The organism is Mesonia phycicola (assembly GCF_900141885.1).
Lineage (GTDB): Bacteria > Bacteroidota > Bacteroidia > Flavobacteriales > Flavobacteriaceae > Mesonia > Mesonia phycicola.
Genome location: NZ_FQYY01000007.1, coordinates 26,566 through 52,965, shown reverse-complemented (window position 1 = coordinate 52,965; position 26,400 = coordinate 26,566). Strand labels below are relative to the sequence as shown.

General features: G+C 32.0%; 27 protein-coding genes. 19 read left to right on the top strand and 8 right to left on the bottom strand.

Annotated elements, in window-relative coordinates; all coding sequences use genetic code 11:
* Positions 1 to 60: 60 nt before the first annotated feature.
* The 3 genes from BUC03_RS11215 to BUC03_RS11205 all read right to left on the bottom strand — a co-directional run bounded on the left by BUC03_RS11215 (position 61) and on the right by BUC03_RS11205 (position 2,251).
* Positions 61 to 489: a hypothetical protein gene (locus tag BUC03_RS11215; protein ID WP_073151915.1), complete on the bottom strand. Its 429-nt coding sequence runs from the start codon at positions 487 to 489 to the stop codon at positions 61 to 63.
* Positions 490 to 610: 121 nt separating this feature from the next.
* Complete coding sequence (locus tag BUC03_RS11210; RefSeq protein WP_073151912.1) at positions 611 to 1,117, bottom strand: DUF3124 domain-containing protein; 507 nt, start codon at positions 1,115 to 1,117, stop codon at positions 611 to 613.
* A gap of 72 nt (positions 1,118 to 1,189) precedes the next feature.
* Complete coding sequence (locus BUC03_RS11205; RefSeq protein WP_073151909.1) at positions 1,190 to 2,251, bottom strand: sensor histidine kinase; 1,062 nt, start codon at positions 2,249 to 2,251, stop codon at positions 1,190 to 1,192.
* 253 nt (positions 2,252 to 2,504) lie between these two features.
* Between BUC03_RS11205 and BUC03_RS11200 the strand changes: the two genes are divergently transcribed.
* From BUC03_RS11200 to BUC03_RS11185, 4 genes are all read left to right on the top strand, one after another.
* On the top strand, positions 2,505 to 3,599 hold the full coding sequence (locus BUC03_RS11200; RefSeq protein WP_073151906.1) for a YHYH protein: 1,095 nt from the start codon (positions 2,505 to 2,507) through the stop codon (positions 3,597 to 3,599).
* Between the two features lie 6 nt (positions 3,600 to 3,605).
* Positions 3,606 to 4,220 (top strand): DUF6702 family protein, encoded by a 615-nt coding sequence (locus BUC03_RS11195; protein WP_084112925.1) that lies wholly within the window; start codon positions 3,606 to 3,608, stop codon positions 4,218 to 4,220.
* 31 nt (positions 4,221 to 4,251) lie between these two features.
* Positions 4,252 to 5,214: a YHYH protein gene (locus BUC03_RS11190; protein ID WP_073151900.1), complete on the top strand. Its 963-nt coding sequence runs from the start codon at positions 4,252 to 4,254 to the stop codon at positions 5,212 to 5,214.
* Positions 5,215 to 5,710: 496 nt separating this feature from the next.
* Positions 5,711 to 7,177, top strand: a complete 1,467-nt coding sequence (locus tag BUC03_RS11185; protein ID WP_073151897.1) for an aryl-sulfate sulfotransferase — start codon at positions 5,711 to 5,713, stop codon at positions 7,175 to 7,177.
* Between the two features lie 100 nt (positions 7,178 to 7,277).
* Here BUC03_RS11185 and tssO read toward each other — a convergent pair whose 3' ends face one another.
* The 5 genes from tssO to BUC03_RS11160 form a co-directional block, all read right to left on the bottom strand.
* Positions 7,278 to 7,790: a type VI secretion system TssO gene (tssO, locus tag BUC03_RS11180; protein WP_073151895.1), complete on the bottom strand. Its 513-nt coding sequence runs from the start codon at positions 7,788 to 7,790 to the stop codon at positions 7,278 to 7,280.
* Between the two features lie 18 nt (positions 7,791 to 7,808).
* The gene (locus BUC03_RS11175) at positions 7,809 to 8,966 is read right to left on the bottom strand and encodes a hypothetical protein (RefSeq protein WP_073151893.1); all 1,158 of its coding nucleotides are present in this window, start codon (positions 8,964 to 8,966) and stop codon (positions 7,809 to 7,811) included.
* Positions 8,967 to 8,983: 17 nt separating this feature from the next.
* Entirely contained in the window at positions 8,984 to 9,973 is a 990-nt protein-coding gene (locus BUC03_RS11170; RefSeq protein ID WP_073151891.1) for a PKD domain-containing protein, read from the bottom strand.
* Between the two features lie 89 nt (positions 9,974 to 10,062).
* Entirely contained in the window at positions 10,063 to 11,889 is a 1,827-nt protein-coding gene (locus BUC03_RS11165) for a type VI secretion system baseplate subunit TssF (RefSeq protein ID WP_073151890.1), read from the bottom strand.
* 59 nt (positions 11,890 to 11,948) lie between these two features.
* Positions 11,949 to 12,380 carry a GPW/gp25 family protein gene (locus tag BUC03_RS11160; protein ID WP_073151888.1) on the bottom strand — a complete coding sequence of 144 codons (432 nt, stop codon included), beginning with the start codon at positions 12,378 to 12,380 and terminating at the stop codon, positions 11,949 to 11,951.
* Positions 12,381 to 12,506: 126 nt separating this feature from the next.
* On the opposite strand from BUC03_RS11160, the gene BUC03_RS11155 reads away from it, so the two are divergent.
* The 15 genes from BUC03_RS11155 (at position 12,507) to BUC03_RS11080 (ending at position 26,400) form a co-directional block, all read left to right on the top strand.
* Complete coding sequence (locus BUC03_RS11155; protein WP_073151886.1) at positions 12,507 to 13,142, top strand: C40 family peptidase; 636 nt, start codon at positions 12,507 to 12,509, stop codon at positions 13,140 to 13,142.
* 6 nt (positions 13,143 to 13,148) lie between these two features.
* Entirely contained in the window at positions 13,149 to 14,075 is a 927-nt protein-coding gene (locus tag BUC03_RS11150; RefSeq protein ID WP_073151884.1) for a hypothetical protein, read from the top strand.
* The gene (locus BUC03_RS11145) at positions 14,072 to 14,944 is read left to right on the top strand and encodes a TssN family type VI secretion system protein (protein ID WP_084112923.1); all 873 of its coding nucleotides are present in this window, start codon (positions 14,072 to 14,074) and stop codon (positions 14,942 to 14,944) included. The genes BUC03_RS11150 and BUC03_RS11145 overlap by 4 nt, the downstream gene beginning before the upstream one ends.
* A gap of 177 nt (positions 14,945 to 15,121) precedes the next feature.
* Complete coding sequence (tssD, locus tag BUC03_RS11140; RefSeq protein WP_073151882.1) at positions 15,122 to 15,511, top strand: type VI secretion system tube protein TssD; 390 nt, start codon at positions 15,122 to 15,124, stop codon at positions 15,509 to 15,511.
* Between the two features lie 358 nt (positions 15,512 to 15,869).
* Positions 15,870 to 16,259: a type VI secretion system tube protein TssD gene (gene tssD, locus BUC03_RS11135; RefSeq protein ID WP_073151880.1), complete on the top strand. Its 390-nt coding sequence runs from the start codon at positions 15,870 to 15,872 to the stop codon at positions 16,257 to 16,259.
* 105 nt (positions 16,260 to 16,364) lie between these two features.
* Positions 16,365 to 16,760 (top strand): type VI secretion system tube protein TssD, encoded by a 396-nt coding sequence (tssD, locus tag BUC03_RS11130; protein ID WP_073151878.1) that lies wholly within the window; start codon positions 16,365 to 16,367, stop codon positions 16,758 to 16,760.
* 3 nt (positions 16,761 to 16,763) lie between these two features.
* Positions 16,764 to 18,047 carry a hypothetical protein gene (locus BUC03_RS11125; RefSeq protein ID WP_073151876.1) on the top strand — a complete coding sequence of 428 codons (1,284 nt, stop codon included), beginning with the start codon at positions 16,764 to 16,766 and terminating at the stop codon, positions 18,045 to 18,047.
* Positions 18,048 to 18,524: 477 nt separating this feature from the next.
* The gene (locus tag BUC03_RS15125; protein ID WP_143159187.1) at positions 18,525 to 18,956 is read left to right on the top strand and encodes a hypothetical protein; all 432 of its coding nucleotides are present in this window, start codon (positions 18,525 to 18,527) and stop codon (positions 18,954 to 18,956) included.
* A gap of 102 nt (positions 18,957 to 19,058) precedes the next feature.
* The gene (locus BUC03_RS11115; RefSeq protein WP_073151872.1) at positions 19,059 to 19,499 is read left to right on the top strand and encodes a hypothetical protein; all 441 of its coding nucleotides are present in this window, start codon (positions 19,059 to 19,061) and stop codon (positions 19,497 to 19,499) included.
* Positions 19,500 to 20,245: 746 nt separating this feature from the next.
* Positions 20,246 to 20,551 (top strand): hypothetical protein, encoded by a 306-nt coding sequence (locus tag BUC03_RS15120; protein WP_143159186.1) that lies wholly within the window; start codon positions 20,246 to 20,248, stop codon positions 20,549 to 20,551.
* A gap of 10 nt (positions 20,552 to 20,561) precedes the next feature.
* Positions 20,562 to 22,346, top strand: a complete 1,785-nt coding sequence (locus BUC03_RS11100) for a type VI secretion system Vgr family protein (protein WP_073151865.1) — start codon at positions 20,562 to 20,564, stop codon at positions 22,344 to 22,346.
* Between the two features lie 12 nt (positions 22,347 to 22,358).
* Positions 22,359 to 23,798, top strand: a complete 1,440-nt coding sequence (locus BUC03_RS11095; RefSeq protein WP_073151863.1) for a phospholipase effector Tle1 domain-containing protein — start codon at positions 22,359 to 22,361, stop codon at positions 23,796 to 23,798.
* Positions 23,795 to 24,835 carry a DUF2931 family protein gene (locus BUC03_RS11090; RefSeq protein WP_073151861.1) on the top strand — a complete coding sequence of 347 codons (1,041 nt, stop codon included), beginning with the start codon at positions 23,795 to 23,797 and terminating at the stop codon, positions 24,833 to 24,835. Before BUC03_RS11095 ends, BUC03_RS11090 begins: the two co-directional genes overlap by 4 nt.
* Before the next feature lies 1 nt (position 24,836).
* Positions 24,837 to 25,724, top strand: coding sequence for a hypothetical protein (locus tag BUC03_RS11085; protein ID WP_073151859.1), 888 nt, complete (start codon positions 24,837 to 24,839; stop codon positions 25,722 to 25,724).
* Positions 25,717 to 26,400, top strand: a complete 684-nt coding sequence (locus tag BUC03_RS11080) for a DUF4280 domain-containing protein (protein WP_073151857.1) — start codon at positions 25,717 to 25,719, stop codon at positions 26,398 to 26,400. Before BUC03_RS11085 ends, BUC03_RS11080 begins: the two co-directional genes overlap by 8 nt.

Here is a 26,400-nt window from a genome sequence, read left to right as displayed (position 1 = left end):
AGCTACTAATAAAGGGAAGTAGGTATTCTTATATTTCTATAAGTACCAAACTAAACACTATCAAATTCTATAAACGCAAAAAGTTATGTACAGTGGACGTACAGATGGGAAATTTGGAATATCCTTATTAATAAGGATTTTATTATTCTCTTCTTTAAAGAAATAGTCTGAAAATAAGGTGTAAAAAAGAGCCGTAAGATTTCTATTACGCTCTATAATTTTTTTTACAGAAACCCACTCATACTCTTCTACCTCAATATCATCTATAGCTTTTATATGCAAGCTATCTTCTGAAGAAGAAGGGGTTTTAACGTATTGAAATATTTCTGGATTAATTAAAGATTTTAACTCTTCTTGTTCTGTTTGAATTAAATCTTGTAGGGTAAAAGAGTTCTTTACCTCTTTAGGTTGATGTTCTATTGCATGAGCAAAAACACCTACCAGAAGTAAAAATAATGTTGTGAAATATTTAAAAAAAACTCTTTTCATTTAGTACACAAAATTAAGCCATGCTATTTATTCTGCCAAACATTATATCTAAAATGTACAATTAATAAATTAAAATGATACTAATTCTTAGTAAACAAGCACATTTTAGCTCTAAATTCTTTTATTGTATTCTTCTTGCCTGGGTGGTAAAAGAAAGTCCTTGTTGGCTCATGGTAGAGTTCATTACTGCTTCAAACAAAGGCTCTGGAGTGTTTTTAGGTATTTTCCATTCAAATAAAAAATTAGAACCTGTGCCTCCAGCAATGTTTTTTTCGTCTATAATTATTTCTACTGTTTCTAAAGGAGATAAAAATATAGGCTTATCAAAATACGTTTTTACTAATTTACCATGCGTATCAAAATACTTTGTATTTAAAATATAAATAGTATCTACATCACTTACATTTCTTAGACTAACCATAGCGGTAAGATTATGGGTAGTATGCTCTGTATTACTGTAAATTTGAGAATAAACAGATAGATAAGATTTGCCAAATTCTAAAGAATCGGCAGCATTTAATGTAGCTATTCTTGTATTCCAATTTTCAGAAGTAATAGATTTTTTTGAATTATTTTTTCCGCAGCTTATAAAAGCTATCACCAACATTACCAAAAAACATTTCTTCATTATTACAAATATTTAAGTAAAAATAGCAATTATAAAGTAAGTCTCTTTGGTTAAATGAGAAACATCTTTTTTTTAACCTCTAGTTACTTGCAAGTAAACTTTAAATGTCCTGGTGGTATTAATAGTTAATTTGTGCTTATCTGGATATAAAATATTTAACCTTTTTTGCACATTTTTTAAACCAATACCTCCGTGCTTATCTTTAGTTAACTGTTTTTGAGGTATGCTATTTTCTACAACAAAATCTATACTTTCTCCAGAAGATTTTAATGATATATTTACAAAACTATCTCCTCCTTTTTCTATTCCGCTATGTTTAAAAGCATTCTCTATAAAAGGTATGAAAATCATAGGTGCTACCATAGCCATATCATCTTGTACATCTTCTGTAAAGCTAATATTAAAATCTTTACTGCTTTTGAGTTTAAACAGCCTTATAAAATTTGTAATATACTCTAACTCTCTTCTTATGGGTACTTCTGGCCTTTCACAATCATAAAGTACATACCTCAACATAAGAGAAAGCGTGCTTATTGCCTCTTGTGTTTTATCTGAATTTGTAACAGAAAGCGCATAAATATTATTTAGGGCATTGAATAAAAAATGCGGATTAATCTGCATTTTTAAAAATTTTAACTCTGCCTCTTTTAATTCTGATTTTGCTAAAGCAATACCTTTTTCTTTTTTTTGAATAAATACAAATGTTTCTATAAGAGTAGCTAGAATAAAAGAGATACTTATCATTAAAAGATGAACAAAAAACTTGGTTGGAGTTTGCCCAGGTCTCTGCCTCATTATTTCTGGTCTTGCTTCAGCCAAAGCTCTACCTTCTATAGGACGTCTACCTTCTAAAGGCGGAATATTTTCTATTGGAGGTGAAATTAATTCTGAAGAAGCGTAAGCACATATAAATAAAACTACTATAGAAGTAATAATAAAAGTGAAGTATTTTTTTTGAAAAATAAACTTTGGTGCAGCATAAAAAACTAAACCTGCAAGCAATACTATTTGAAAAACAAAAGCCAATCCATTTGCCTCAATAAAAATTGGCTCTACACCGCTATAAACCCATAGACTTCCCCAAATAGAAAACCATAGTAGCGCTTGAAAAATAAATCTTTGTGTTGCATTCATCTTGCAAAGAAAATAAATTAATTTTCAGTAGTATGCTTAAATGAAGAATTAGAAATGCAAACATCCCTAGTTTTAAAAACCATATCACCTCATTCACTTAAAAGTCTTCGTGTTTTACTGAAATTTAAAATTATACGTTTTACAAATCATCATCTTTGTACTAATAATACCTAATATAAAACACTAAGACGTATTATATATCTTTATAAAAGTTAGTTCTATACTTTAGTGAATAACCACAAACCAAAAAATTATGAAATTTAAATTCATTAAAAAATATTTTATAGGTTTAAGTCTTATTGCGTTAGGGTCTCTAAGCTTTATAGCTTGTTCTGGCACCAATAAAAAAAAATCAAATACTACAGAAACAGCTAAAGATAGTTTAAAAGTTATCAAGGTAGACCCTGCAAATTTTGTAACAGATGGGGTCACCGTAACCATTGTACCTTGCACCTTATCTAACGGTACTAAAACAGACTGCTACCAAATTGTAGCTAACAGTATACCGTCAGATCATCAGGTTGGGCCCTGGTGCCCTACTAATATTTCAGATGATGCAGCAGCTGGCGGAATTTGGTTAGAAAATGGAGAGGTTTATGATGTTGATGGAGAATTTATTAAAGAGCTGGCTACTTTTTATGACGATTCTACTTGGCTAATGTATGATAATCAGGGTGATATTTTTGTCACAAATTCTCTAGAAGACTGTGAAAATGCTGCCAACCCTAATGTTGGGGAAGAGTACAAAAATTTCTGTGTAGAGTGTCTTCCTTCTTACATTACAGAGGTATCCCCTAGCTTTTTAATACCCGTAACTCCTATTCTACAAGAAACACCTATTCTTTTTTCTAGCGGACCTAGAGGACCTAAACCAAGCGAAGAAGCCGATGGCCACCAGCCCCCAGAAAGACCTAGAAACGGAGAAAGACCAGAACATCCAGATAGACCAGAACACCCTAGAGGCAATAATATTCCCTCTACTAGAGGTGTAGCGCTTAACGGAATTGAATTTTCTGCTCCTGCCCCTACAGATAATATACTTAGCGCCTACACCCTAGCTCCTTTTGATGATGCTGGAGGCCATATTAATGTACACCAAGGCTACCATTATCATGCAGCTACAGGTTTTAGTACTAAAATAAAACAAGAAGATGGACACGCAGCATTAATTGGATATGCTTTAGACGGAATTGGTATTTATGAATTGAAAGACATAAATGGAAATGAAGCCTCAGGTTTAGATAAATTACGTGGGCATAGCGATAATACACGTGGGTATCATTACCATGTAGATAAAGCAGGAAGCAATAATTTTATAAACGGTTTAAAAGGAGCATACCCTAACTAAAAAATTATGAAAAACCAATTATCATTATTTATTACAATACTAATTTGCTTTACAGGTTTTACGCATCAACCAGATATTGCAACCACCGTTTTAGTAGAACAAGAAAATAACACGTGGATTTTACAAATTGATGCTTCTTTAACTGCATTTCAACAAGAAGTGAAAACGCATTTTGCTGATACGCCATATAAAACTCCTGAAGAATTTCGTGAAATGACGTTACAGCATATTAGAAATAATTTTGAAATTATATTTAATGGTAGTGAATGCCCTACTCTTACTAACGGTTTTGTTCAATTAGGCCATGAATCTAAAGTAGTTTTTAATGTAATTGGTGTTCCTTCAAAAATTAATTCTGTAGAAATTGTTAACACTATTTTTAAAGATATTTACAGAAGTCAAAATGCTCTTATTATTTTAAAAAAAGACTTCAACAAAAAGAAATTTATACTTAATAAAGCTAATAATTACCACTTAACTTTAAAAACAAATAAAAATGACTTTATAGAAATAATAGAGCAAAGAGCCTCTTTAATTTCTACCAAAACGTTTTTCATTATTCTTGGTGTATTTCTATTAGGCATTATTATTAAATACAATTACAAAACGTTAAAAAAATAATGTAACCCACTATTTAAAAAACAATCACACCATGAATATTTCTAAACTTCACCCCTTATTACTGCTAATTATATTTTTAATAAGCTGTAATAGCACAGATAATGATATTATTGAAGAAGATGATGACCAAGAAATAATTACAGATAATTGTTATACAGATCAAGCATTAGATAGTTCTAGAGGTCTTTGTGATGTTACTTTACCTTATACTAATAATTTTGAAGAAACAACCTCTTCTACTGTAAGAATAATTTCTACCAATAGCATCCCTAACCACGATGTAGGTTTATTTGGTGCAGTACAAGGCTCGTTAAACCCAAACGCTATCACAGAACAATCAGAAGTATATCATATAACGTTAACCCCTACCATTTCTAGTGAATTAACCTCTTTACTATCTTCTACAGGGCCTGCCTATTCTTTTGGAGTTTTATTAAATGGGGTAGAGTTAGATCCAGTAGCTGCAGAACCATTTCCTCATGAAGGTTTTGATAGTCCTAATGCCAATTGGGAGTGGAATTTAGAGGCTTTAAATGTGAATCTTGGTTTAGATTGTACGAATGCTCACGTACAACCTACGGGTAAATACCATTATCACGGCACTCCTACCTCTTTTTTAGAACATCTAAATATTAGTAATCAAGAAATGACATTAATTGGCTATGCCGCAGATGGCTTCCCTATATACTATAGATATGCATACGCTAATGCTAATAGTAGTTCTTCAGAAGTGATAGAAATGACCTCTAGTTATCAATTAAAATCTGGTAATAGACCTGGTGATGGCATTACAGCTCCTTGTGATGTTTACAATGGTATTTATACCAATGACTACGAGTATGTAGAAGGTTTAGGCTCTTTAGATGAAAGTAATGGTAGAACCGGTGTTACACCAGAATACCCAGAAGGGATTTATTATTATATAATTACTGAAGATTTTCCAAGTATCCCTAGATACTTTAGAGGCACACCTTCTGATGATTTCAGAATTTAAAATCTATATATAATCCATTAATTAACTTGATCCCCTTCCAATTTTATAAAATTAGAAGGGGATTTTGTTTCTATTCTTATTTTCAAGATAAAACCCATATAGCTCGTATAAGATTTTATTTTTTTATCTAATTTCAGTTACAATACCAAACACAAAAAACTAGCTGTCAATATATTTAGCTAACAAATAACATAGTCTCTCTTTTTAAATTCTATTTATTTTCTTCAACTGAATTAAACCCCCTTTTTACTTAATAAAAGAGGGCATACACAGATTTACAAAAAACTGAGCCTATCTAGTTTCTATATTGGTATTTCCTAAGGTGAACACTTAATAACATAACTAAAATTAAGGCTATGAAATTTACAAAATCTTTAGAAGGTAACTTTTTATTCTCTGCTGGTTCTAATTTTGAACTGCAGACTGAGCAAAATGATAAACCTATTCAACAAATTTCAGTTTTGAAATAAAACCACTAACCATAAATAAAAACCCTATGAAAAAAAATCTATTGAAAAATCCATTTGTCTTTTTATTATTCTGCACTTTTTTAATTAGCTGCAGTAGCGATGATGACTTTGTAAGCACCGAAGAAGAGGAAGAAGAGGAAGAAATAATAGGTAGTACAGTAAATGATGATTACACTGTAGGTTTACTTTTAAATACAGAAGATGCTTATGATGCTTATACTCTATTTTCTCCTATACCAAGTAATAACACCTATTTAATTAATAATTGTGGTGAGCAAATGTATAGTTGGGAGTCTAATTATACACCTGCCCATTCTTTCTACCTTTTAGAAAACGGGTATTTACTAAGACCAGGAAACACTAACAATGCTAATTTTAATGCCGGAGGCCAAGGAGGTATTATTGAAATGATTGACGCAGACGGAAATGTAGTATGGGATTACACTATCTCTTCATCTACAGAATGCCAACACCACGATGTAGAATATCTAGATAACGGAAATATTTTAGCTATTGTTTGGGATATGAAAACTTCTGCAGAAGCAACTGCGGCAGGTAGAACAGATTATATCTCAGAAATGTGGTCTGAAAAGATAATAGAAATTAAACCAAATATTGAAGCAGGTACTGCAGAAATTGTTTGGGAATGGTATGCTTGGGATCATATTGTACAAGATGAAAATGCAAGTGCAGATAACTATGCTGTAGTTTCTGAGCATCCAGAATTATTAAATATCAATTTTGATTACGAAAGTGATGAAGAGCAAGACTGGTTACACTTTAATGCTATAGACTACAATGAAGACCTAGACCAAATTTTGGTAAGTAGTAGAAGTTATAGTGAATTTTTTATTATAGACCACTCTACCACTACAGCGCAAGCAGCTTCACATACTGGAGGTACTTATGGCAAAGGCGGAGATTTCTTATACAGATGGGGTAACCCACAAACTTATGATATGGGAGATGATAACGACCAACAACTTTATAACCAACACGATGCTAACTGGATTAATAGCAGTTTTGAAGACGGAAATATGATAATGGTATTTAACAACCAAGCGGGCAGTGCTAACGGCTCTAACTACTCCACAGTAAATGTAATTGATACACAAGTTAATGCTGATGGATCTTACACTATTACCGATGAAGGAACTTATGATCCAGCAGAATTTCAATGGACTTACTCTGCTAGCACACCAACAGATATGTACTCTGCCTATATTTCTGGAGCAAGAAGATTAGCTAACGGTAACACCTTAATATGTGTAGGAAGCACAGGAACTTTTAAAGAAGTTGATTATGATGGAGAAACAGTTTGGGAATATATTAACCCTATTTCTGCTGCTGGAATTTACGATCAATATGAAGTTCCGAGTGCTAATATTGTTTTTAGAGCAGAAAAATATGATACAGATTATATTGGTTTAGATACTTACGAGCTAACCAATGTTGGTACTATTGAAAGCGGATCTGATTACACTTGTGAATAAAACAAAACACCCCAAACCCTAATTTTATAAAATAGCACCTCTTTTATTAGAGGTGCTATTTTTGTAAATATATTATTAACTATTTGTATTAGTTTTATACTTATTGATTGCTTCTTCTTAATGCATCTACTGTTCTTTTTTCTTCTTGTAATTCACTTCTACACTTATCTAATGCTTCTTTATATTTTGAAATACGTTCTTCTACGTCTGAATAAGAATTCAATTCCTCTTTCAGCTTTTGAATTTCTGCAAAAGACCAAATTATATTATTATACATGTCATACCGATAAGTAGAATCTTTCACAGGAACTTTTTCTTGTAATTTAACAATTTGAGAGCCTAAAATATTGTTTAAAAACGCTCTATTTTGCCCAGGAATATCTAATGAATCTATCATATCTCTTACTAGCTTAATATCTTCAGAAAATTCTGCTTGAAATTGAATTTCCTTTTCAATTTTAATAGCTTGAGTTCTTAAAACTTCATTCTCTTTTAGTGGTATGGCATTAAAATCAAAAAATAATGCAAGTACAATCATACCTGTTGTTAATATAAATAATAAGAAAAATTTTAAAAAACTGTTTCTACGAGCTTTTCCATTTTTTGCTTTCATAAGGTAAAGGTTGTTTTTTTAATCTAACAAGAAACTTCTCCTGTTTTTAACTTCGTTTTTTGCTATAATTTCTTCTTTTACAAATATTTTTGAATCAGATTTTTTTCCTATATAGTCTAATTCGTTTAACTTCTTAAACAATGATAGCATTAATTTTGTAAATGCAGATACTTTTGACAACGCTTTATTAATATCTGTATGCTGATATTCTAACTCTATCATTTCTACCAGTATATTTTCAAACGCCCCTTGATTAACATTACACCAATCAGAAAGGTAATTTAATAATTCTTCTTTTCCTGTGCCCACATAAACATCCATACTATTTTTAATAACTCTTGACACAGCCATTAATTTAGTAATCATGTTAATAGGTGGGTTGTATTTATCTTGCTGTCTAAACTCTGGTAATTGAGCGCTTAGATACTGTAATAAATTTTCAGAAATATACTTAACCATTACCGCTAAATCATTAGTTTGCTTTTTTTGATGTATTTTTTGAATAATTTGTAAAGAGTATCTCTCTAAAGCATTTAAAAAAGTATCAATTTCAATATATGTATATTTAAGATCTTCGTGGCTTTGTATAGAAGCGCAAGGGGGTATAAATTCTTCTATTAAAGTTGCTAACCCATCTTTAAAAGCAATTTTCCCTATTGTTATATGATATCTTCCAAATTCACTTTGATTTATATGTTCTTCTGGTATAATATCTAACGTATATTCTGGAATAACATTTGGATGTCTAGGTGGTTCTTCTTCTTCATCTGACTCACCTATTGGCACTCTATTATAAGGATGAATGGTTAACACCACGTAACTCACAGCATTTTCATCTTGAAAGGTATGGCTTGCTGCTATTATTTTATTTAAATTTTCAAGTTGGGCACTTTCTGTTTTTGTGATATTTATAAGATAACCTCCTTGTGTAACAGCTCTACATCTATTCAATTTTAAATGAACGGTATTTTGCCCATCCATAGATAGTGTCAAATCTAAAGCGTCTTCTATGGAAGCGTCTGGGAGAAGCCCAAAATTAACAGCCGAAATATCTTTCTGTAGAGCTTCATTAATCATTTTTACGGTGGCATTGTCTTGATCTATAAAATGTGATTTATTAATCTTCATTCCATCAATCCAATTTACTCTGTTATATGTCATCCTTTCTTTGCTCATAGTCTTTATTGTTCTGTTTAAAACCAACCTATATTTATGTCAATTAAAACATCTGTTATACAATTGCTCTCTTTATCTCGTATAATTTGTAGGTCTTTCACTTTTATATTTTTACCCGTTATTCTTTGGCAGAGCACTAATAATTTTTCTTCTTTTTTATTTACAATGACAGGGATATTTAAATTACCACATACGTAAGGTTTAAAAGCTTCAGGGGTTAATTTTTCTTCTGAAATATCTACAAATATTTGAGCAAAATCTTTTTTAGAAATATCTGGAGCTTTTTCTTTTTTGGGTTTTTCTTCTTTTAATCCAATATCAGGCTTCACATTTATATTTACACCAGAAGGAGCTGTAGGTATAATTTCATCTAACATATCATCTGTTTCTTTAGGCTTAGGTAATACCTTTATTTTTTTCTTAGCAATATATTTTAAGTCTCCATTTACTACTAAAGAAATTGTTTTTAGCCCTGGCTCTTCGTAAGTGTAGTGTGATTTTTGATCGTATGCATTTACCTTAGCTGTCTCACCAAAACGCCACTCCCAACTAGTAGCTCCTTCTGTTTTATCTTCTACCCAAATTTTATCACCTACAAAAACTTCTTTAGGGGCTATAAATTTTGGTAGTTTGGTAGAATCTAAGACAAAAATCTTTTCTTCTATTACAATGGTTTTAATAAGCTCACAACTTTTATTTACCAATAACCTAACATCGTATTTACCTGGTTTTACAAATGTATGATACGGGTTACGCTCTTTTCTTACATTAGTACTATCATCAAATTGCCACTCCCAAGAGTTGGCTCCTTCAGTATAATCTGTAAATCTTATAAGGGTACCTGCCCTAAAATTTTTAGCTTCTGTTTTAAACTGAACTAATGGACAGTCTTCTGTAGAATAAAATTTATATGCAAAAAGTGAACTAAAACAAAGTATTGTTACTGCAAAAAATATCAATACTGATTTATCTAGATGGTAATTAAAAGTATTTTTCTTTTCTTCCATAATTTTTATTTAAAGCTACTAATTTTTTAAAAGAAAATAATAATTAAGACAACATATCCAATTTTCATATCTACATCTTGTAAAAAACTTTATTTTTTCACCTCTATAACATATGGAAATACATTGGTTGATTTATCTTCTAATATTGACAATAAATTATCATTAAGAGACTCCCATTCTTGCTCTTGCAGTATGTTTTGCCTGTTTGGATACAAGGTTATTTTTATACAAGGCAACACACCTTTATCTGTAGAAACATCTGAAGTATATGATTTTTGTACCTCAACATTTTCTATGCAATTATTATAGATTGCATAACACAAAGCACTTACATCTTTTTTTGTTACTATTCTATCTCTAGATAACAATGAGCTTCTATAATTATTAAGTCGCTCATCCATACTCAAAATATCTTTTCCATTAAATGAGTTAGTAATAAGCTTAGCACTTTTTTGTTTTATGTCTACCCCTTCATAATTATTTAACAAGCTACCTCTTTTAATTTTATTGGCGAGGCTACCATTTGTTGTCCAATACTTAACCATTAACACCTCTTTAGCGTCGTAAGGTTGCACAGACAAATAAACGGTCTCGTTAGATTTCTCTGTTAAATCTTCAGATCTTTTCTCTAACAATAGTATGGTTTGGTTAAGCTTATTGATGTTGCTTTGTAAAAAATCATTCCCTAAAAAAGAAAATGCTGCACTTTCTTCTTTCATTAACTCCATCATATGTCCTAAAAATTGCTTTGCATTTCTAGAATCTAATTTTCCTGCCTGATCTTCTCTTAGTATAAAAGTACCTTTACGCTGACTTCCCGTACTATTTTGCCTTAAAATATATTTTTCTCCCTCCGTATTCTCAACACTTTCTATATCTAAAAACAAATCGTTGGTTTTTATAGGAACGATATGAATAAAATCTTTTAACTGATAAGAAAAACTAGTCAACTTTCTATTTATTACCGGAAATGCGTTTAAAGAAATAGTAATTTCTTCTAAAATTTCTGCACCAATAATTCTAGGGAATTTAATTTCTAGCCAATCTAAATCTTTTAATTCAGGGTTATTCTTTAAATCTGCATTGGTAAATAAATCTTTTGGTAAATTGTTTTGTGTAGATAAATATGAAAGTGATTTTATAGAGACAAAATGCTTTTCATAAAATTGATTTACTCTACCTTCTATACTTTTAGTTTTATTAGTAACTGAATTGAATATAGACTCTACATCTATACGTTCTTGGTCTTTTTTATCAAAAAAACCTTGATTAACAATTAACTTCTCTGAGTTTAAAAAGCATTCTATATTTTTAAGATGGTGATAAAACAAATTACTCTTAGATGCATCTTGACACTCAAAATATAAAGAAACATTTTTTAAAGGAATATTTTCTTTATTGCTTTTAATCCCAACATAAATTTTTGATGGTTCTATTCTTTTTTCTAGCAAACCTGCGTATTGTCTCTCTTGATCACTATTATGCGAAAAAATTTTATTACCACATAGAGTATGTGTTATTTCTGCATCTATTAAACGTATTTCTCTTGATGGAGAAAAAAATATATTTCTTTGCTCTTCTACATGAGATGTAATTGATTTTTTATAATAAAACTGATTATCTGGTTTTAAAGTTACACTACTGCCTACTGGTGCAGCATATGCAATAGCGTGAGCAGGATTTGCTCCATAAATTGCCTCAGGTGTCATTAATTGAATAAGACGCTCAGTAATGCGTGTTTGAGAATTATAAATCTCGCCTTCAATTTTTCCTATTTCAGAAGCACAAGCGCTTATAAGTAGAGAAACTAAAGGATCAAACGAACTATCTATATCTTTAGCAGGTATCCCCCATATAGATGCTGCTTTTTGTAGCATTCTATACTTTATATCCTTTTCTTTATTTTCTGTATGCATGTAAGTATCTTTAGAGAAGATGTTTTTTTAATAAACCTTTAGTAATAATGCAGGTGTTCTTAAAAAGCCATTGGAGCTATATAAAAACTTTCTACAAAAGAAAATAACTCATTGGTTTGTGTAATAGTTCCTGATATAAAAATATCAATTCGCTTTCTTACAATCTGTAAGTTTTTACCTTCAGAAATACTCTCTTGCCGTAGTTTAATATCTACCGTAATTTTAGTTAATCTTTTTTCATAATGTTTAATGCTGTCTTGCATAGATTCGGTAATTACTCCTCTTAACTTATCGTTACTGGTTAAATTATCAAAGTCTACTTCCCAAAGCGCGTTTCCAAAACTCTCATCAAATGTACACTCTCCAAAATAAGTGGTAGCAAGTAAGTGTAAAAAACCAGAAATAGATTCTTTTATAGAACATTTATTATGAGTGTTGTTATTAATAAAAACACTCGGTTTAAAAGGTAGAGAGTAATAATTGTTAGGCATTACATTTTGGTTTTTTATGATTTTCTTTGAAGCAAATTACTAATTAGTATGTTTAATAATGTTAAGATTTTATAAAAATTGTTAAATGAATACTCTTTATTTATATTTGTAGTAAAACCTTTTCTTATGAAAAAAATACTATCCCTTACCATTCTATTACTATTAATTATTAATTTGTGTAGCTGTAAAGGATCTATTAATGCTGTAGAAGAAACCCCTCTTGCAAAGGTAGCTGACACTTCTTTAGTTGAAAAAGAGCCAGTATTTAAACCTATTCAAATTAAATATGCTAACATTCTAGATGTAGAACCCTCTGAATTAAAAAACATAAAACTTTATACTTTTGTTGATAAATGGTTAGGCTCCCCATATTTAATGGGTGGTGAAGATATGAATGGAATTGATTGTTCTTCTTTTGCTCAACATTTATACGTTAATGCATATAACTATTTAGTAGAACGTACTTCTGTAAGACAATACGAAGCTGAAAGTACCTCTAGATTCTCTGGTCAAGAGTATTTAGAAGAAGGTGACTTACTTTTTTTTAAACGTCCAAATTCTGCAGACCAGACAATAACACACGTAGGTATTTATCTTAAAAACAATAAATTTATTAGTGCTTCTGGCTATAGTGGCCCAGAAAATATTAGAGGGGTAAAAATTAGTGATTTAAGTGACGATTGGTGGCAAGAAAGATTTATATGTGGAGGAAGAAAACCTCTACCTATATATGTTGAACCTGAAATTGATAGCCTTAAATAATTAAAAATGATTAAAAAAGAGCTAGAAGATATACTCAACGAACTTAAATCTGTTTATGAAGACATAAGAGCTGAAGTAATAATATCTGAAATATTAGAGAATTCTAACGCAGGGCTCTCAGACATTACTATACGCAATAAAAGTACATTTAAAAGACCTTACAGAAGAGACATTTTAGATTATAAGCAATCTCTAGTTAATAAAAATAATTACACACTTAATTTTAATTTGACTAGAAATGGAATTTATGACAGCCTTCCTGAAGGTGTTTTTCACAACCCATCAAACCCTAACTTTAAAAACCTCTCTTACCAGAAAAAAAGAGAAAAACAAAAACTAGAAGAAAAAGAAGCTCGGTTATTTTTTCAGCCAATTGAGAATGAAATATTTAATCAATATTTAGGTATAGAAAAAGAAGAAAGAGCTTTAATTGATAATTTTTCCGACATCAAAAACAACTTTTTATTAGAGTTTTGGCAAGTAGATAAAACTTTACCCAAAAAATATCTCTTAAAATTAATTAAATTACTCCCTTATATTCATAAATTTTCTGGAGATTTAGAAATTACAGCTTTATGCCTTGAGCAAATTATTAATGAAAAAGTATCACTAAAAAAAATAAATAAAGCTTCACAACATCCTTATAAAAAACAAGAAAAAGAAAATCGGCTAGGAGTAGATTTGGTTTTACATGTAGAAAAATCTACTATTTATTGCCCAGAAGTAAATGCTAAAATAGGACCTATAAATAAAGAGAATATAAAAAATTATTTAGATGGATCTCCCACTATTCAATTCATCCAAACATTTTTTGATTATTTTATTCCTATGGAAATGAATGTAAAAATAAACATAGAATTTGATAAAAACCCAAAAGGTTTCAAATTAAACAATCAAGAACCTGCCTTAATAGGACTAACCACTAAATTATGATTACACTTATGCTTTCCTCATTTAGCCCAGCTTTAATTAAGACAGCAATACTATTTCTAGTTATTGGTGTTCTTATGATGGTAGTAATGAAAGGGGTAAAAAAATTAATCTCTAAGAAAAAAAAACAATTAATTGTTTACATATTGTTTTTGGCACTTATGTTTGCATTAACAGCACTCTTGAGTAACGATAAAGTGCTTAATAATACACCACTCTATACATTTATTGCATTTCAAATAGTTTTTTTATGTATAGGAGTATTACACGTATATATATGTCGTCAATATTTTCAAATATTATCTGAAAAACCTAATGCATTTTGGTCTGAGTTTTTATTTACTATTGCAGTAAATTGTTTTTCTCTTATTAGTTTTGCTTTTGTAGTTAATCTCTTTAAGCCAGAATATACATTTTATTTTTTAGGAGCCTCTATTTGGTTTGTTATTCCGATATTGGTAACTAAGACTTACGAGTTTTCAACCTCTATACCTCTACCAGTCTATAAAAAATGGTTTTATCCTGTAGGTAAACACATAAAAGACCCGAAAGATGAAGAATTAGTTAACCCTCAAGTAATATCATTTGAATTTCATAAGGATGAGAAAACTTCAGAATTAAGTAATTTTAGACTTAAAGCTCCTGAAAAAATGCCTTTTGGTAAACTCTTCTATTTTTTTATAAATGATTATAATGACCGCCACCCTGAAAATAAAATAGTCTACATTGATTCTAAAAATGAACCCCATGGTTGGGTATTTTACCGTAAACCAAAATGGTATTTAGGGATGAAGTATATTGATTTTGCACGAACAATAGATAGTAATAATATTAAGGAGGATAGCGTGATTATATGCAGAAGAGTAGATTAAAGTTTAACAACTACCATAGTGATGCTATAGTCTAACTATTATTTAACATAAAACACCTTTTAATTATTACTTATACAAGTACTTCTCAGGCTACTCGCTATTAATTTTATAAGTTTATGTCATATTTAATATTTATTTAGGCACTATTGCCATTATTTAACTTAAAGTAAAATTATTATGTCATTTAAAGCAAAATTAGTCTTAAACGGACAAGAGTACAATGTACTGAATTGTACGTATGATCTTTTTCAAGAAACAGATGCTACAGGTAGACCTTCTTCTGTTACTAGAGGCGGGCGTGTAAAACTTACATTAGAATCGACTGCAGACACAAGTTTAGTAGAATGGATGTTCAATAACTTTGAGCGTCGTGACGGGTCTGTAAAATTTTTAAAAAGAGACAATGAAGCTACAGCTAAAGAATTGAAATTTCACGAAGGATATGTTGTAAAATACGTAGAAAATTTTGATCATTCTGGTGATAGCCCTATGCATGAATCTATTGTTATTTCTGCTCGCTCTATTACTATGGGTTCTGGAGAGCACGTTAATAATTGGCCTATATAAATTTTAAGCTATATATAATACAATTGAAAAAGGAGTACTTTTATTTAAGTACTCCTTTTTATATATATGAAATTGAGACAATTAAACTCTTTTATCTCCTTAAAAATTAACATTCATCTATTTTAAAATGTTAAAAAACCTAGACAATTATGTTAAATCTATTTTAATATAAATTTTAGCTTAAATTTAACAAATGTCTCTATCTGTTACTATTCCTACCTTTACCAATTGTTAACATATAATAGATAAGTAACTCTTTATTTTATTAACATATTACTTAATTACTTTTTATAACTTTATAATGTATTTAATATTTATAAGGCATTATTGCCATTTTTTAACTTAAAGTAAAACTATTATGTCATTTAAAGCAAAATTGAGCCTCAACGGCAAAGAGTACAATGTATTAAACAGCAGCTATGATCTTTTTCAAGAAACAGACGCTACAGGAAGACCATCATCTGTAACAAGAGGAGGGCGTATTAAATTAACTGTTGAAGCAACTGCAGACACAAGTTTAGCAGAATGGATGTTTAATAATTTTGAACGCCGTGATGGGTCTGTAAAATTTTTAAAGAGAGATAACGAAGCTACAGCTAAAGAACTTAAGTTCTCTGAAGGTTATATGGTTAAATATGTAGAAAATTTTGATCATTCTGGAGACAATCCTATGAGTGAGTCTATCGTTATTTCTGCACGCTCTATATCTATGGGTACAGGAGAACATGTAAATGATTGGCCTATGTAATTGGCAAAAGCATTCAAATAAAGTGCAATTAACCCAAAAAAGGGAGTGTATATTGCACTCCCTTTTTTTACCCTTCTTCTTTGAGAAAAATTAATATAGTTCATTATGTCATTTCTATCACAACTTGAAATAAACGATAAAAAGTATAAGATACTAGAGTGTACCTTCGATTTTGACCAACCTTTAGACGATAGCGGTAGGCCGAGCGGTAGACCAAGAGGTGGTATAATTTTATTGACCTTAGAATTTACAAACGAAACCAATCTTTTAACCTGGATGGTAAGTCCTACTCAACAAGAAGACGGCAAAGTAACCTTTTTCAGACAGGATGGAATGTCCAAAATGCTTTCAATTGAGTTTACAAAAGCATATTGTGCAAAACTGAGCGGTTATTTTAACCATACTGGAAACCAACCACTTAAACTGCGAATCAAAATCACAGCCGAAGAGATGAACCTTAACAACGTTCCTTTTAAAAATAACTGGCCTGTAAAACAATAATGTATGTACACTTCCAACGAAACTTTACGAGAGCTGGACAGCATATTAAAACCAGCTATTGAAAAGGCTGCTCTACAGGTTAGAGAGCGTAAGTATTCTAAGGACAGTATTCCCATGCATTTGGCACAAGCTGTAAAACGTGAAATTGACAATACTCGAACGGCACTCTCTGAAAAAATTTACCATATAGACCTTGCCATGCAAGGCTATGATGACCGTGTTGAACGTGTGTTATGTGAAATGCGAGAGCATCAAGAAACAAAGCCTCCTCAAATAGATCCAGATAAATATATTAAGGAAGCCAACGGTGGTTATCAAGTATGGGATGGTTTTAATTGGATACAGTTATCCAATCAAGCCACTATCGATATTTCTATTGAAGAAGATGAACAATACGGTGGACGGAGCGTTTTAAAAATCCAGGCTAGTGACCCAAAAACCAATACGGCTATTTTGTTTATCGATGATGATGTCAATACTCCAGGCTTTAATATTTCCTATAGCGGTTCTGGAAGTTTTGGGCTGGATGGCGAGCCACAAGGATTTGAAGAACGCTATATGCACTGGAAAGACCCTCGTTACAATGTATTCAAAACCACAGTAGCCACAGGCGGTATCGTAGCTGGCGCTTTAGAAGCACGGCAAATTGGTAATTTCACCCCTTGGAACGCTGGCGAGAGCCTTAAAAACTCCAAAGGCTGGTACCGCACCAACGAAGGTCTATATAACAAACTGAGCCACCAAAAAGGCTTTGCTAGAGGAGCTGGTGGGCACCAATTGGGAGCGAGAAATGCTGTAGGAAGGTCTTTAAAATGGCATAAACTTGGTAAAAAACTTTTTTATATTTCTGTTGCCGTCAGCCTTTATGAAGCTAGAGAGTCAATTATTCATGATGATTCAAATCGAAATGAAGTTGTTACCAAAGCTACTATTGATATTGCTATGGGCGCTATAGGCATATGGGGTGGTCCTGTTGGATGGGTAGTCTCTGGGACATATTTTATATTAGATGTATCTGGTGCTTTTGGCGATTGGGGCCAGCCCAGCGGGATTCGTAGCGACGGAGTACCTTATAATACCAATCAATTTGGATCCGGCAGGCTTGGCACTTTCGGTCAACATAGTATGCCCCATCCCTATCAACTGGACTTTGAAATGGAATATGAGCCTCCAATTGAGCATATTCAACAAGAATTTTTAAATGAACGCTATGAAGCTAAGAAAGAAATAGATAACACCGACACTCGAAAAATAATTGTTAAACAAAATGATTTTAAATTTGATTGAACGAATTAAGCAGCCAAGAGTCTTACGGTATATTTATTATTGGCTTTTTCAAATTGCTAATAAAACAAATAATTCAACTCCCAAAACATCGGTTTCGATAACACTTGCTTTTACCCATATTTTGCAGATCGTGTTTTTTATAAATCTTTTTGGTTATATAGTAGATTTTGATATTTGGAGAAGTTTTTTTACAAATACCAGTATTATTTTTATAATTATCACAGCTTTAATGTTTTTATATTTTGTAGAAATTGTATATCATTTTAGAGACAAGCATCTTTTATACATCAAAGAATTTGAAAAAGAAAATTCCAAACAGAAGCGAAGTGGCACAATTGTATTGGCTTTATATTTTATTATAAGCTTTTCGATTTTTTTTGGCATCTTGTATTTGATAAAACTTAATTCACCTTTTTATACCTGATGTATTGACAACACCTATGTAGCGTCCAATAAATTAATTAAAACCAATACAGAATGGAATGGTTAGAAAAAAAAAGGCCGCCCTTAATATTTAGGTCATTGTATTATGGGTTTTATAAGCTGGCCATAAAAACTAATAATTCAACACCTAGATTGACAGCCTCTTTATCAATGGCATTTACGCATTTAATTCAGGTTCTCTTTTTGATAGATATCTTAAGGGCATTGAAAGTTATTGATGTATGGGCTTTATTTTTCAATAGTAATGGAAAATTAATTTTTGGAGTTTTTGCCATAGTATTTTACTATATAGTCGATGCCTACTACTCTTATAGGAACAAACACTTGAAATATGGCAAAGAAATCGAATTGAAAATAAAAAGCAATAGCCTAAATAGTTATGTTTATATTTATTTATTTATTACATTTTTGTTACTTATTTTTTCCTTTTGGAGCCTAACTCTCAACAATTCAAACTATGTATAAGCCAATAAAACACATTCAAAGAAACTTTAAAGAGGAGCGGTATGAAACGAAGGTTGACAATACGTATGTATCTCCTAATAAATTAATTAAAACCAATACAGAATGGAATGGTTGGAAAAAATGAGACCCCAAAAACCTTATAGGTATATTTTTTACCGATTAAATATCATATCTAAAAAATTAGGAAACAATCCACCTGAGTTTTCGACAATGCTCATAATTGCGATAACTACTCTTTTTCAATTTTTTTTTATTCTTTTAGGTATCGGTGCTCTTCTAGGTGAAGATGTTTGGGGTCTATTTTTTTCAGGTTCAAATTTTGTAAGCAAAATTATTTTTCTTGGAGTTTTCCTTTACACAAATTATTTAATATTTATTTATAAGGGTAAATGGAAGTTTTTTTATGAAGAATTTAAAAATGAAAGTAGTGAAGAAAAAAAAATGGGTTCAGTCTATTTATTTATTTATATGGTAGTAAGCATACTGTGCATAGTAGGGGCGGGATATATGGTACATATAACATCTCCTTATACTGCTAATTAAAATGCAAAACCTATATAAACTGAATTTTGAAATGGACTATAAAACCCCAATTGAACAGTTAAAACACGAAATGCAAAGGGAAACACAGACCAAGGATATAGATAATACACGGACACCCCCAAAAACCATTTTTAAAACCTTTCATTAATGAAGGAACTTTTAACAAACATACGCCCACCAAAATATCTGCGTTACTTTTTTTATATTATTTATAGTTTTTACCGAAATTATAAAAGTGAGCGGACAGATGCACATATTACAGCTACTATTTTTTTAGCTTTTATGCATATGTTGTTCTTTCTATCTCTGGTTTTTATTGTTGAAGATTATTATTCTTTAGACACCTATCAAGGTTATACCAATACATACTTGACTATATTTATAACGGGAGTAATTTTCTATTTTGGTTTTTTCTTTTAATAAAAAATGGAAAAGAATTATAAAAGAATATGAAAACACTACCATAAATCAAAGAAAAATAGGAGCTATTTATTTATCTATTTGTTTTTTATTTTATCTGTGGTTTTTTATCCATATATCTCTTATTTTAGATGAAATCACTTAGTGTCTTTCTGTGCAAGTAATAGATAAAATAACTAAGGCAAAAACTGTATAAACTGGATTTTGAAATGGAATATGCTCCACCCATAGAGCATATTAAAAAAAGCTTTGACGAGAAGCGGTATGAAACGAGGATAGACAAATACTTATGTAGCCTCTAAAAAATTAATTAAAACTGAATTAAAATGGAATGGTTGGAAAAAATAAGGTCGCCGTTAATATTTAGGTCATTGTATTATGGGTTTTGTAAGTTGGCCATAAAAACTAATAATTCAACACCTAGATTGACAGCCTCTTTATCAATGGCATTTACGCATTTAATTCAGGTTCTCTTTTTGATAGATATCTTAAGGGCATTGAAAGTTATTAATGTTTTTGAAGCTACTTGGGCCAAAACTGACACAACAAACCTTACTCTTTGGTATACAAAAAAAGGAAAAGAATGGCTTACAATAGATTATTACAAATGGAATAAAGAGTTAGAATTTTAAACAAAAAAACATGGCACTACAAAGCACTATAAGTATCTATATAGCAGGAAACTCAATTCCTGCTTTTCAAGAGTTTAGCTTACACCAAACCCTCGGTTCCCATCACTCTTTTGAACTGGTATGCCGTATGGATGTTTTAGAAAAAGTAACGTTGGGTGGGCTTGCCGAAGATTCTAAAAACCACTTGGGAGAAACTTTTACCTTTCAAGTAAATGCTATTGATGAATTTAGCGGATATAAAACCCTTGAATTTAAAGGTTTAGTCACCTCTATAAATAGTTTAAAAGCATTTAATCATAAAAATGGAGACCTTGTAATTATAGGAGGACACAGCACCACTATTCTTGCCGAAGATGGTGGGCACTACAGTTCGCACAACGAAGTAACGCTAAAAGATATCCTCGATAAAACCTTTGCCGGTTATGATAAAGGTAAATTAGAAACTGCCTTTCAACCTAATACTACTGCCCCACTTCACTACTCTGTACAAAACAACGAAAGCTCATGGCAATACACGGCAAGGTTAGCCTCTCAATATAGTGAATGGTTTTATTATAACGGTAAAAAGCTAGTTTTTGGTACTCCAGAAAAAGCAGAACCAATTGAACTTACCTATGGACATGATTTGCAAGAATTTAGTATGGAACTAAATCCACAGCCTAATAAATTTAATTATTTCACTAACGATTATCTAAATAACGAATATCATCAAAAAAATACCGCAGAGGTATCAAAGCCTAGTGGCTATAATGGTTTTAGTAGTGAAAAAGCAGCTACATTATACTCCAAAGAAACCAACATCTTTATAAATAATTATAATGACCCAACTTTAAAAAAACGTCTAGATAGCCAAGTAGAGCAGCAAAAAAAGACAGCAGATCAAAGACAGGTCACTTTAAAAGGTGTTAGTGATAATCCAGGTGTAGGTCTAGGGAAAACAATAAAAATTAAAGGTCAAGATGAGCATTATGGTAGTTATATAGTTACAAAAGTTAACCATATAGCGAATGAGAACGGGAGATATCAAAATACTTTTGAAGCAGTTAGTGCAGACATAGATGTATATCCGCTTACTAATTTCAACGCCATCCCAAGAAGTGAAACTCAAACAGCTATTGTAACAGAAAATATAGACCCAGAAGGGATGGGACGTATAAAAGTACAGTTTTATTGGCAAAAAATGACTGGAGAGATGACTCCTTGGATACGAGTTATTACGCCTCACTCAGGTGCAGATAAAGGTTTTCATTTTATTCCTGAAATTGGAGAAGAAGTTTTAATAGGTTTTGAAGGTGGTAATGCAGAAAGACCATATGTAATGGGGTCTCTTTACCACGGTAGCCATAGACCACAGAGTTGGAAAACAGATAAAAATGATATTAAAGCTATACGTACAAGAAGCGGCCATACTTTTGAGTTGAATGATGCCAATGGTAGCGAAAGTATTACCATTACTGATAAAAATGGAAATGTAATTCGAATTGATACTGCCAACAACGACATTATGATTTCAGCTTTAGAAAATATGACGCTCAATGCAAAAAACATGCAGATTAATGTAGAAGAAAATATGGATGTTTCTATAGGTAAAAATAAATCAGAAAACATTACTGAAACTAGCTTTATTACAGCTAACAATGAGGATAAACAAATTAGCGAAGAAATAAAGATTTTAAGCAGTACCTATAAACAAGAAGCTCAAGAAATTACTACTGATGCAAGTGGTGAAATAAAGACCAACGCAGGTGGTAAAATCACCATTGCCAGTGCAGAAACCGTAAATTATGGAGAGTAAAAACATTATATTATGCCAATTGATTTAACATCTTCACCTACAGGCGCAGAAAACACCAAAAGTTTTCTGGATGAAATTGATGTACAAACCGCACCCACCTTTGTGGAAGAATCTAGCCACGAAGACTTTGAAGAATCAGAATCAAAAAACGTGATGGTGGGCGTTTTTATAGATGGTACCTGGAACAACCGTAACAACACTGATGCCCGTTTAGAATATGAGAAAGCAGATGATGATCCTTCAAAAAACTTTGAATTGGCTGCGCGCTATATTAATGATGATGTAGCTAGTTTTGAAAATTATTACAGTAATATAGCTCGTATGGAGCCTTATTATGAAAACCTCAACACTGAAAAACTTATAACCTTCAAGTTATACATAGAAGGTATTGGAACCGAAAATTTTGAAGACGACTCTACCATTGGCGGAGGTTTTGGGACTGGAAGTACAGGTATTCTTGCTAAAGTAGAGAAAGCCTGCGAGCAAATCGTTAATTTAACTAAAAAAAAGGAAGTTGAAAATATAAACACATTAACCATAGACGTTTTTGGTTTTAGTCGTGGTGCCGCCGCTGCAAGAAATTTAGTACACGAAGTAAGCAAACCTTTTCAAGCTGAAAAAGTAGTGTACAACTACAACAGATCAGGAAGTGCTAGAAAAACTATTATTCCAGAAAAACCACGTCACGGCCATTTGGGAAGTGAATTAAAAAAGAACGGCATTCCTTTACGCATGCTAATCATTCGTTTTGTGGGGATTTACGATACCGTTTCCTCCCATGGCGCAGGAGTTGTTTTTAGTTATGACAATGACACCGAAGCTTTAGGCTTAGATGCAATTCGAAAAGCTCAATTTACATTACACTTAACTGCAGCAGATGAACACCGAAAGAATTTTTCGCTAACCAATATACAAAGTGCATTACAATCTGGTAGGGGTAAAGAGTTTTCACTACCTGGCGTACATGGTGATTTAGGAGGAAGTTACAACGATAAAGAAGAAGAAAAACGAAGGTTTTCTTATAATGACCGTGACTTTGTTATTAATCAAGGTTGGTATAGTCCAGAACAACTCGAAGTTGTACAATGGGATCAAGACGGAATGGGAGCATCAGTTATTGAAGGTACACGTACTTTATCTAATACTTATACACATATCCCTCTTTCTATAATGGCAAGTTTTACTACACAAAAAAATCTTCCCCTTAAAGCAGAACAATTAAAAAGTGCTTATGCTATTCCCTCTGCCCTTACAGCTATAAAGAATAGGATTGATGAGTATGTATTTAACAATGGAAATCCGTTAGATTTTGAAAATGAAGAAGACAAGCTTTTGCTAATACCAGTACGTCGTGATTATTTACATTTTTCTGCTCAATTTGCAAGCCTTACCATGGGACCACGTAGAAAATTTTGGAGCAGAGAACGTTACAGAAAAATAATTACTGGATGAAAAATCAACTAAAAATAATGCTTTTAATATGTTTTTGTTCCTTTCTTCAAAGTTCATGTCAACAAAAAAACACTACTCAAATGAATAAATTTGAATGGCTACCCACAGAAACTGCGCCTAAAGATTACCCGGTTTATCTCTATAAAGCTAATTTTATAACAGAAGATAACTCATATATACGTATTCCAGATAAAAGAACTGTCTATTATGGATGGGGTGAAATTGGGTCTATACATATATTGGGAGATGATTATAAAGCAGTACCAAAAAAGATGAACTTAATTTGGCTTGCTTACACTGAAAATAAATATTATAAAGCTGAGGTTGAACTTCCACACAAAAAAATTGATAGCTTATTTCAACTAGAATTAAAAGATCCTAAAACTCAAAATATTCAGCATTTTGATTATATATCTGTTGGGATTGCTCCTGGTGGTATGTTTACTGTATGGATGGTTGCTACTGCTTATCAAATTGAAATAGGAACTTACTATGGTACAAAGACCGAAGTTGATTTTAAAGAAATGATTCCTACAACTAATCTTAGCGAAAAAGAATTTATAAATTCCACACTAAAAGATGAAGTGTCAGATAGCATTTTAAAAGAAATAAAAGCAGGAAACATTCCTTTTAACCGTTGGAAGAATTATCGTAATAAATACAATTGGAAAATGGCCTTATCGCATAAAGAGGAGTTTAACCCGGGACAAGCAAGGATAACCATGGTCAACGGTGAACAAGATGTACAATATTTAGACAAAGACATTAAACCTTTGTTAGAAAGTTGGGCGTTGCCAAGTTCTGCCAGAATACAATGGCAAGACAAAAACGGGAACCTATTTGCTGCCAAGTTATTATTTGATGAACAAGAAACTACCAAAGCTTTCAAAACTCTCTTTACAGAAAACAAAAAAGAAGCTGTCTTAACAGCCCACATAAGCACATTTAACGATACAATTAAAACTACCCTAAGTAATAATGAAAATGAAATAGAACTAACGAAAACACAGATAAAAGTATATTCTAAAACCTATTAAATTGTCAGAAACCCATTTACATACCACCCGCAAACTAAAGCTTAACGGCCAGCGTGTTTCCCGAGACTACACGGCAATACTTAGTAATATAGAAACAAAGGGCAAGAAATCCATAGCCACAAAAATGGCTTGGGAATTTAGTCTAGAGTTTTTTGGGCAGGACAATGAAGGAGAACTACAATATACCTTAACCACCCAACGTCGCTTTTTTTTAAATGAAAGAAATAGTCTAATAAAAAAATTAAACAAAGCTCAAACTATTGCACTGCAGGTAGCAAGTATTAATGATGAGCTAAGGATAGTGGTAAGCAAGAATTACAAATTGCTTGAAGTAAAGAATACTCAGCAAATCCGCGATAAGTGGCTGGCAGTTAAAACAGAATTGTTAGACACCTACCCCGATCTAAAAGAAATGGCGGCCGATTTTGATTGGCAACTACAGGAAAATGAGATACAAAATGTGTTTTTAAACGATAATTTTTATAACTTTCTATTTGCCAATATCTTTTACCGGGAGTTTGAAGGTGATGCTGTAATAAAAGATAAAAAAATATTGGCAAACGGATTAGGAAATATTGATATTCCCATACAAGAGGAAAAGAAAATCACCAAACAGGATATCACCTTTAGTGAAGTAACCATGGAACTTTCTGGCGAATTGGACACCGAGGCTAAAAACTTCCCCTTAGCAAAAATGAATGCTTTTCTAGGCAGCTTACCTACCGAGCCTGGCTCACAACATAATTTAGATTTTGAATACCACGGAAGCTATGAGCTACGTCCCGAAGTTGGTTTAATAATTAACGGGCAGTTATCTTATACCACGAGTATAGGAGACCTTTATAGAAAAGAAACAACGATAACATTTAAACTGGAAGAAGATGGGTAAAAAATATGTACTAGATGGAGCGATGCTACAATGCAATCAAGGCATGAAACCAGCAAAGCTTTTGGTCACGCAAAATAAAAAAGTAAAAATACAGGGCAAATTCCAGGCGACCGATAAAGAAACCCAGGTGCCAGAAACTTTCGGACAGTGTAAACTAAAGCCTTCGGGCAGTAGTTATTTACCTTGTGTTCCTGCCTTACAACCGTGGACAAAAACGGCTCAAAAATCTACCTTGGGCGGCAGTAAAAAATTTTTGTTTGACGACAGTGAGTGCATGTGCGCCACAGGCGGTAAAGTTACGATTATGCAACACGCCCAAATAAACAGTGCTGGTAGCGTAAAAGAAACCTTTAAAAACATTGCCATGATGATCCCCGGTGCCATGATGGGTAACGACAAAGCACCAAAAGTAGTAGAGAGCTATTGGATGGATGAAGCAGGGAAAGAACGGATAGACAGTTTAGATTACGGAGAGAAGGCCAAGTTATTTGTGCTGACCGAGAATATGGGTGCTGGAGAAACTGTGACTGTGAATGTAAAAGACAAAGACAAACAGGATTTTGCCCAAGGTGAAAGAAAATTAAAATATACCGGCACCGTACGAGCAGATGGCACGGCATCCTTGGATAATGTTACGATAGATGAAAACTGGATAGAAACCGAAACAAAAGACTAA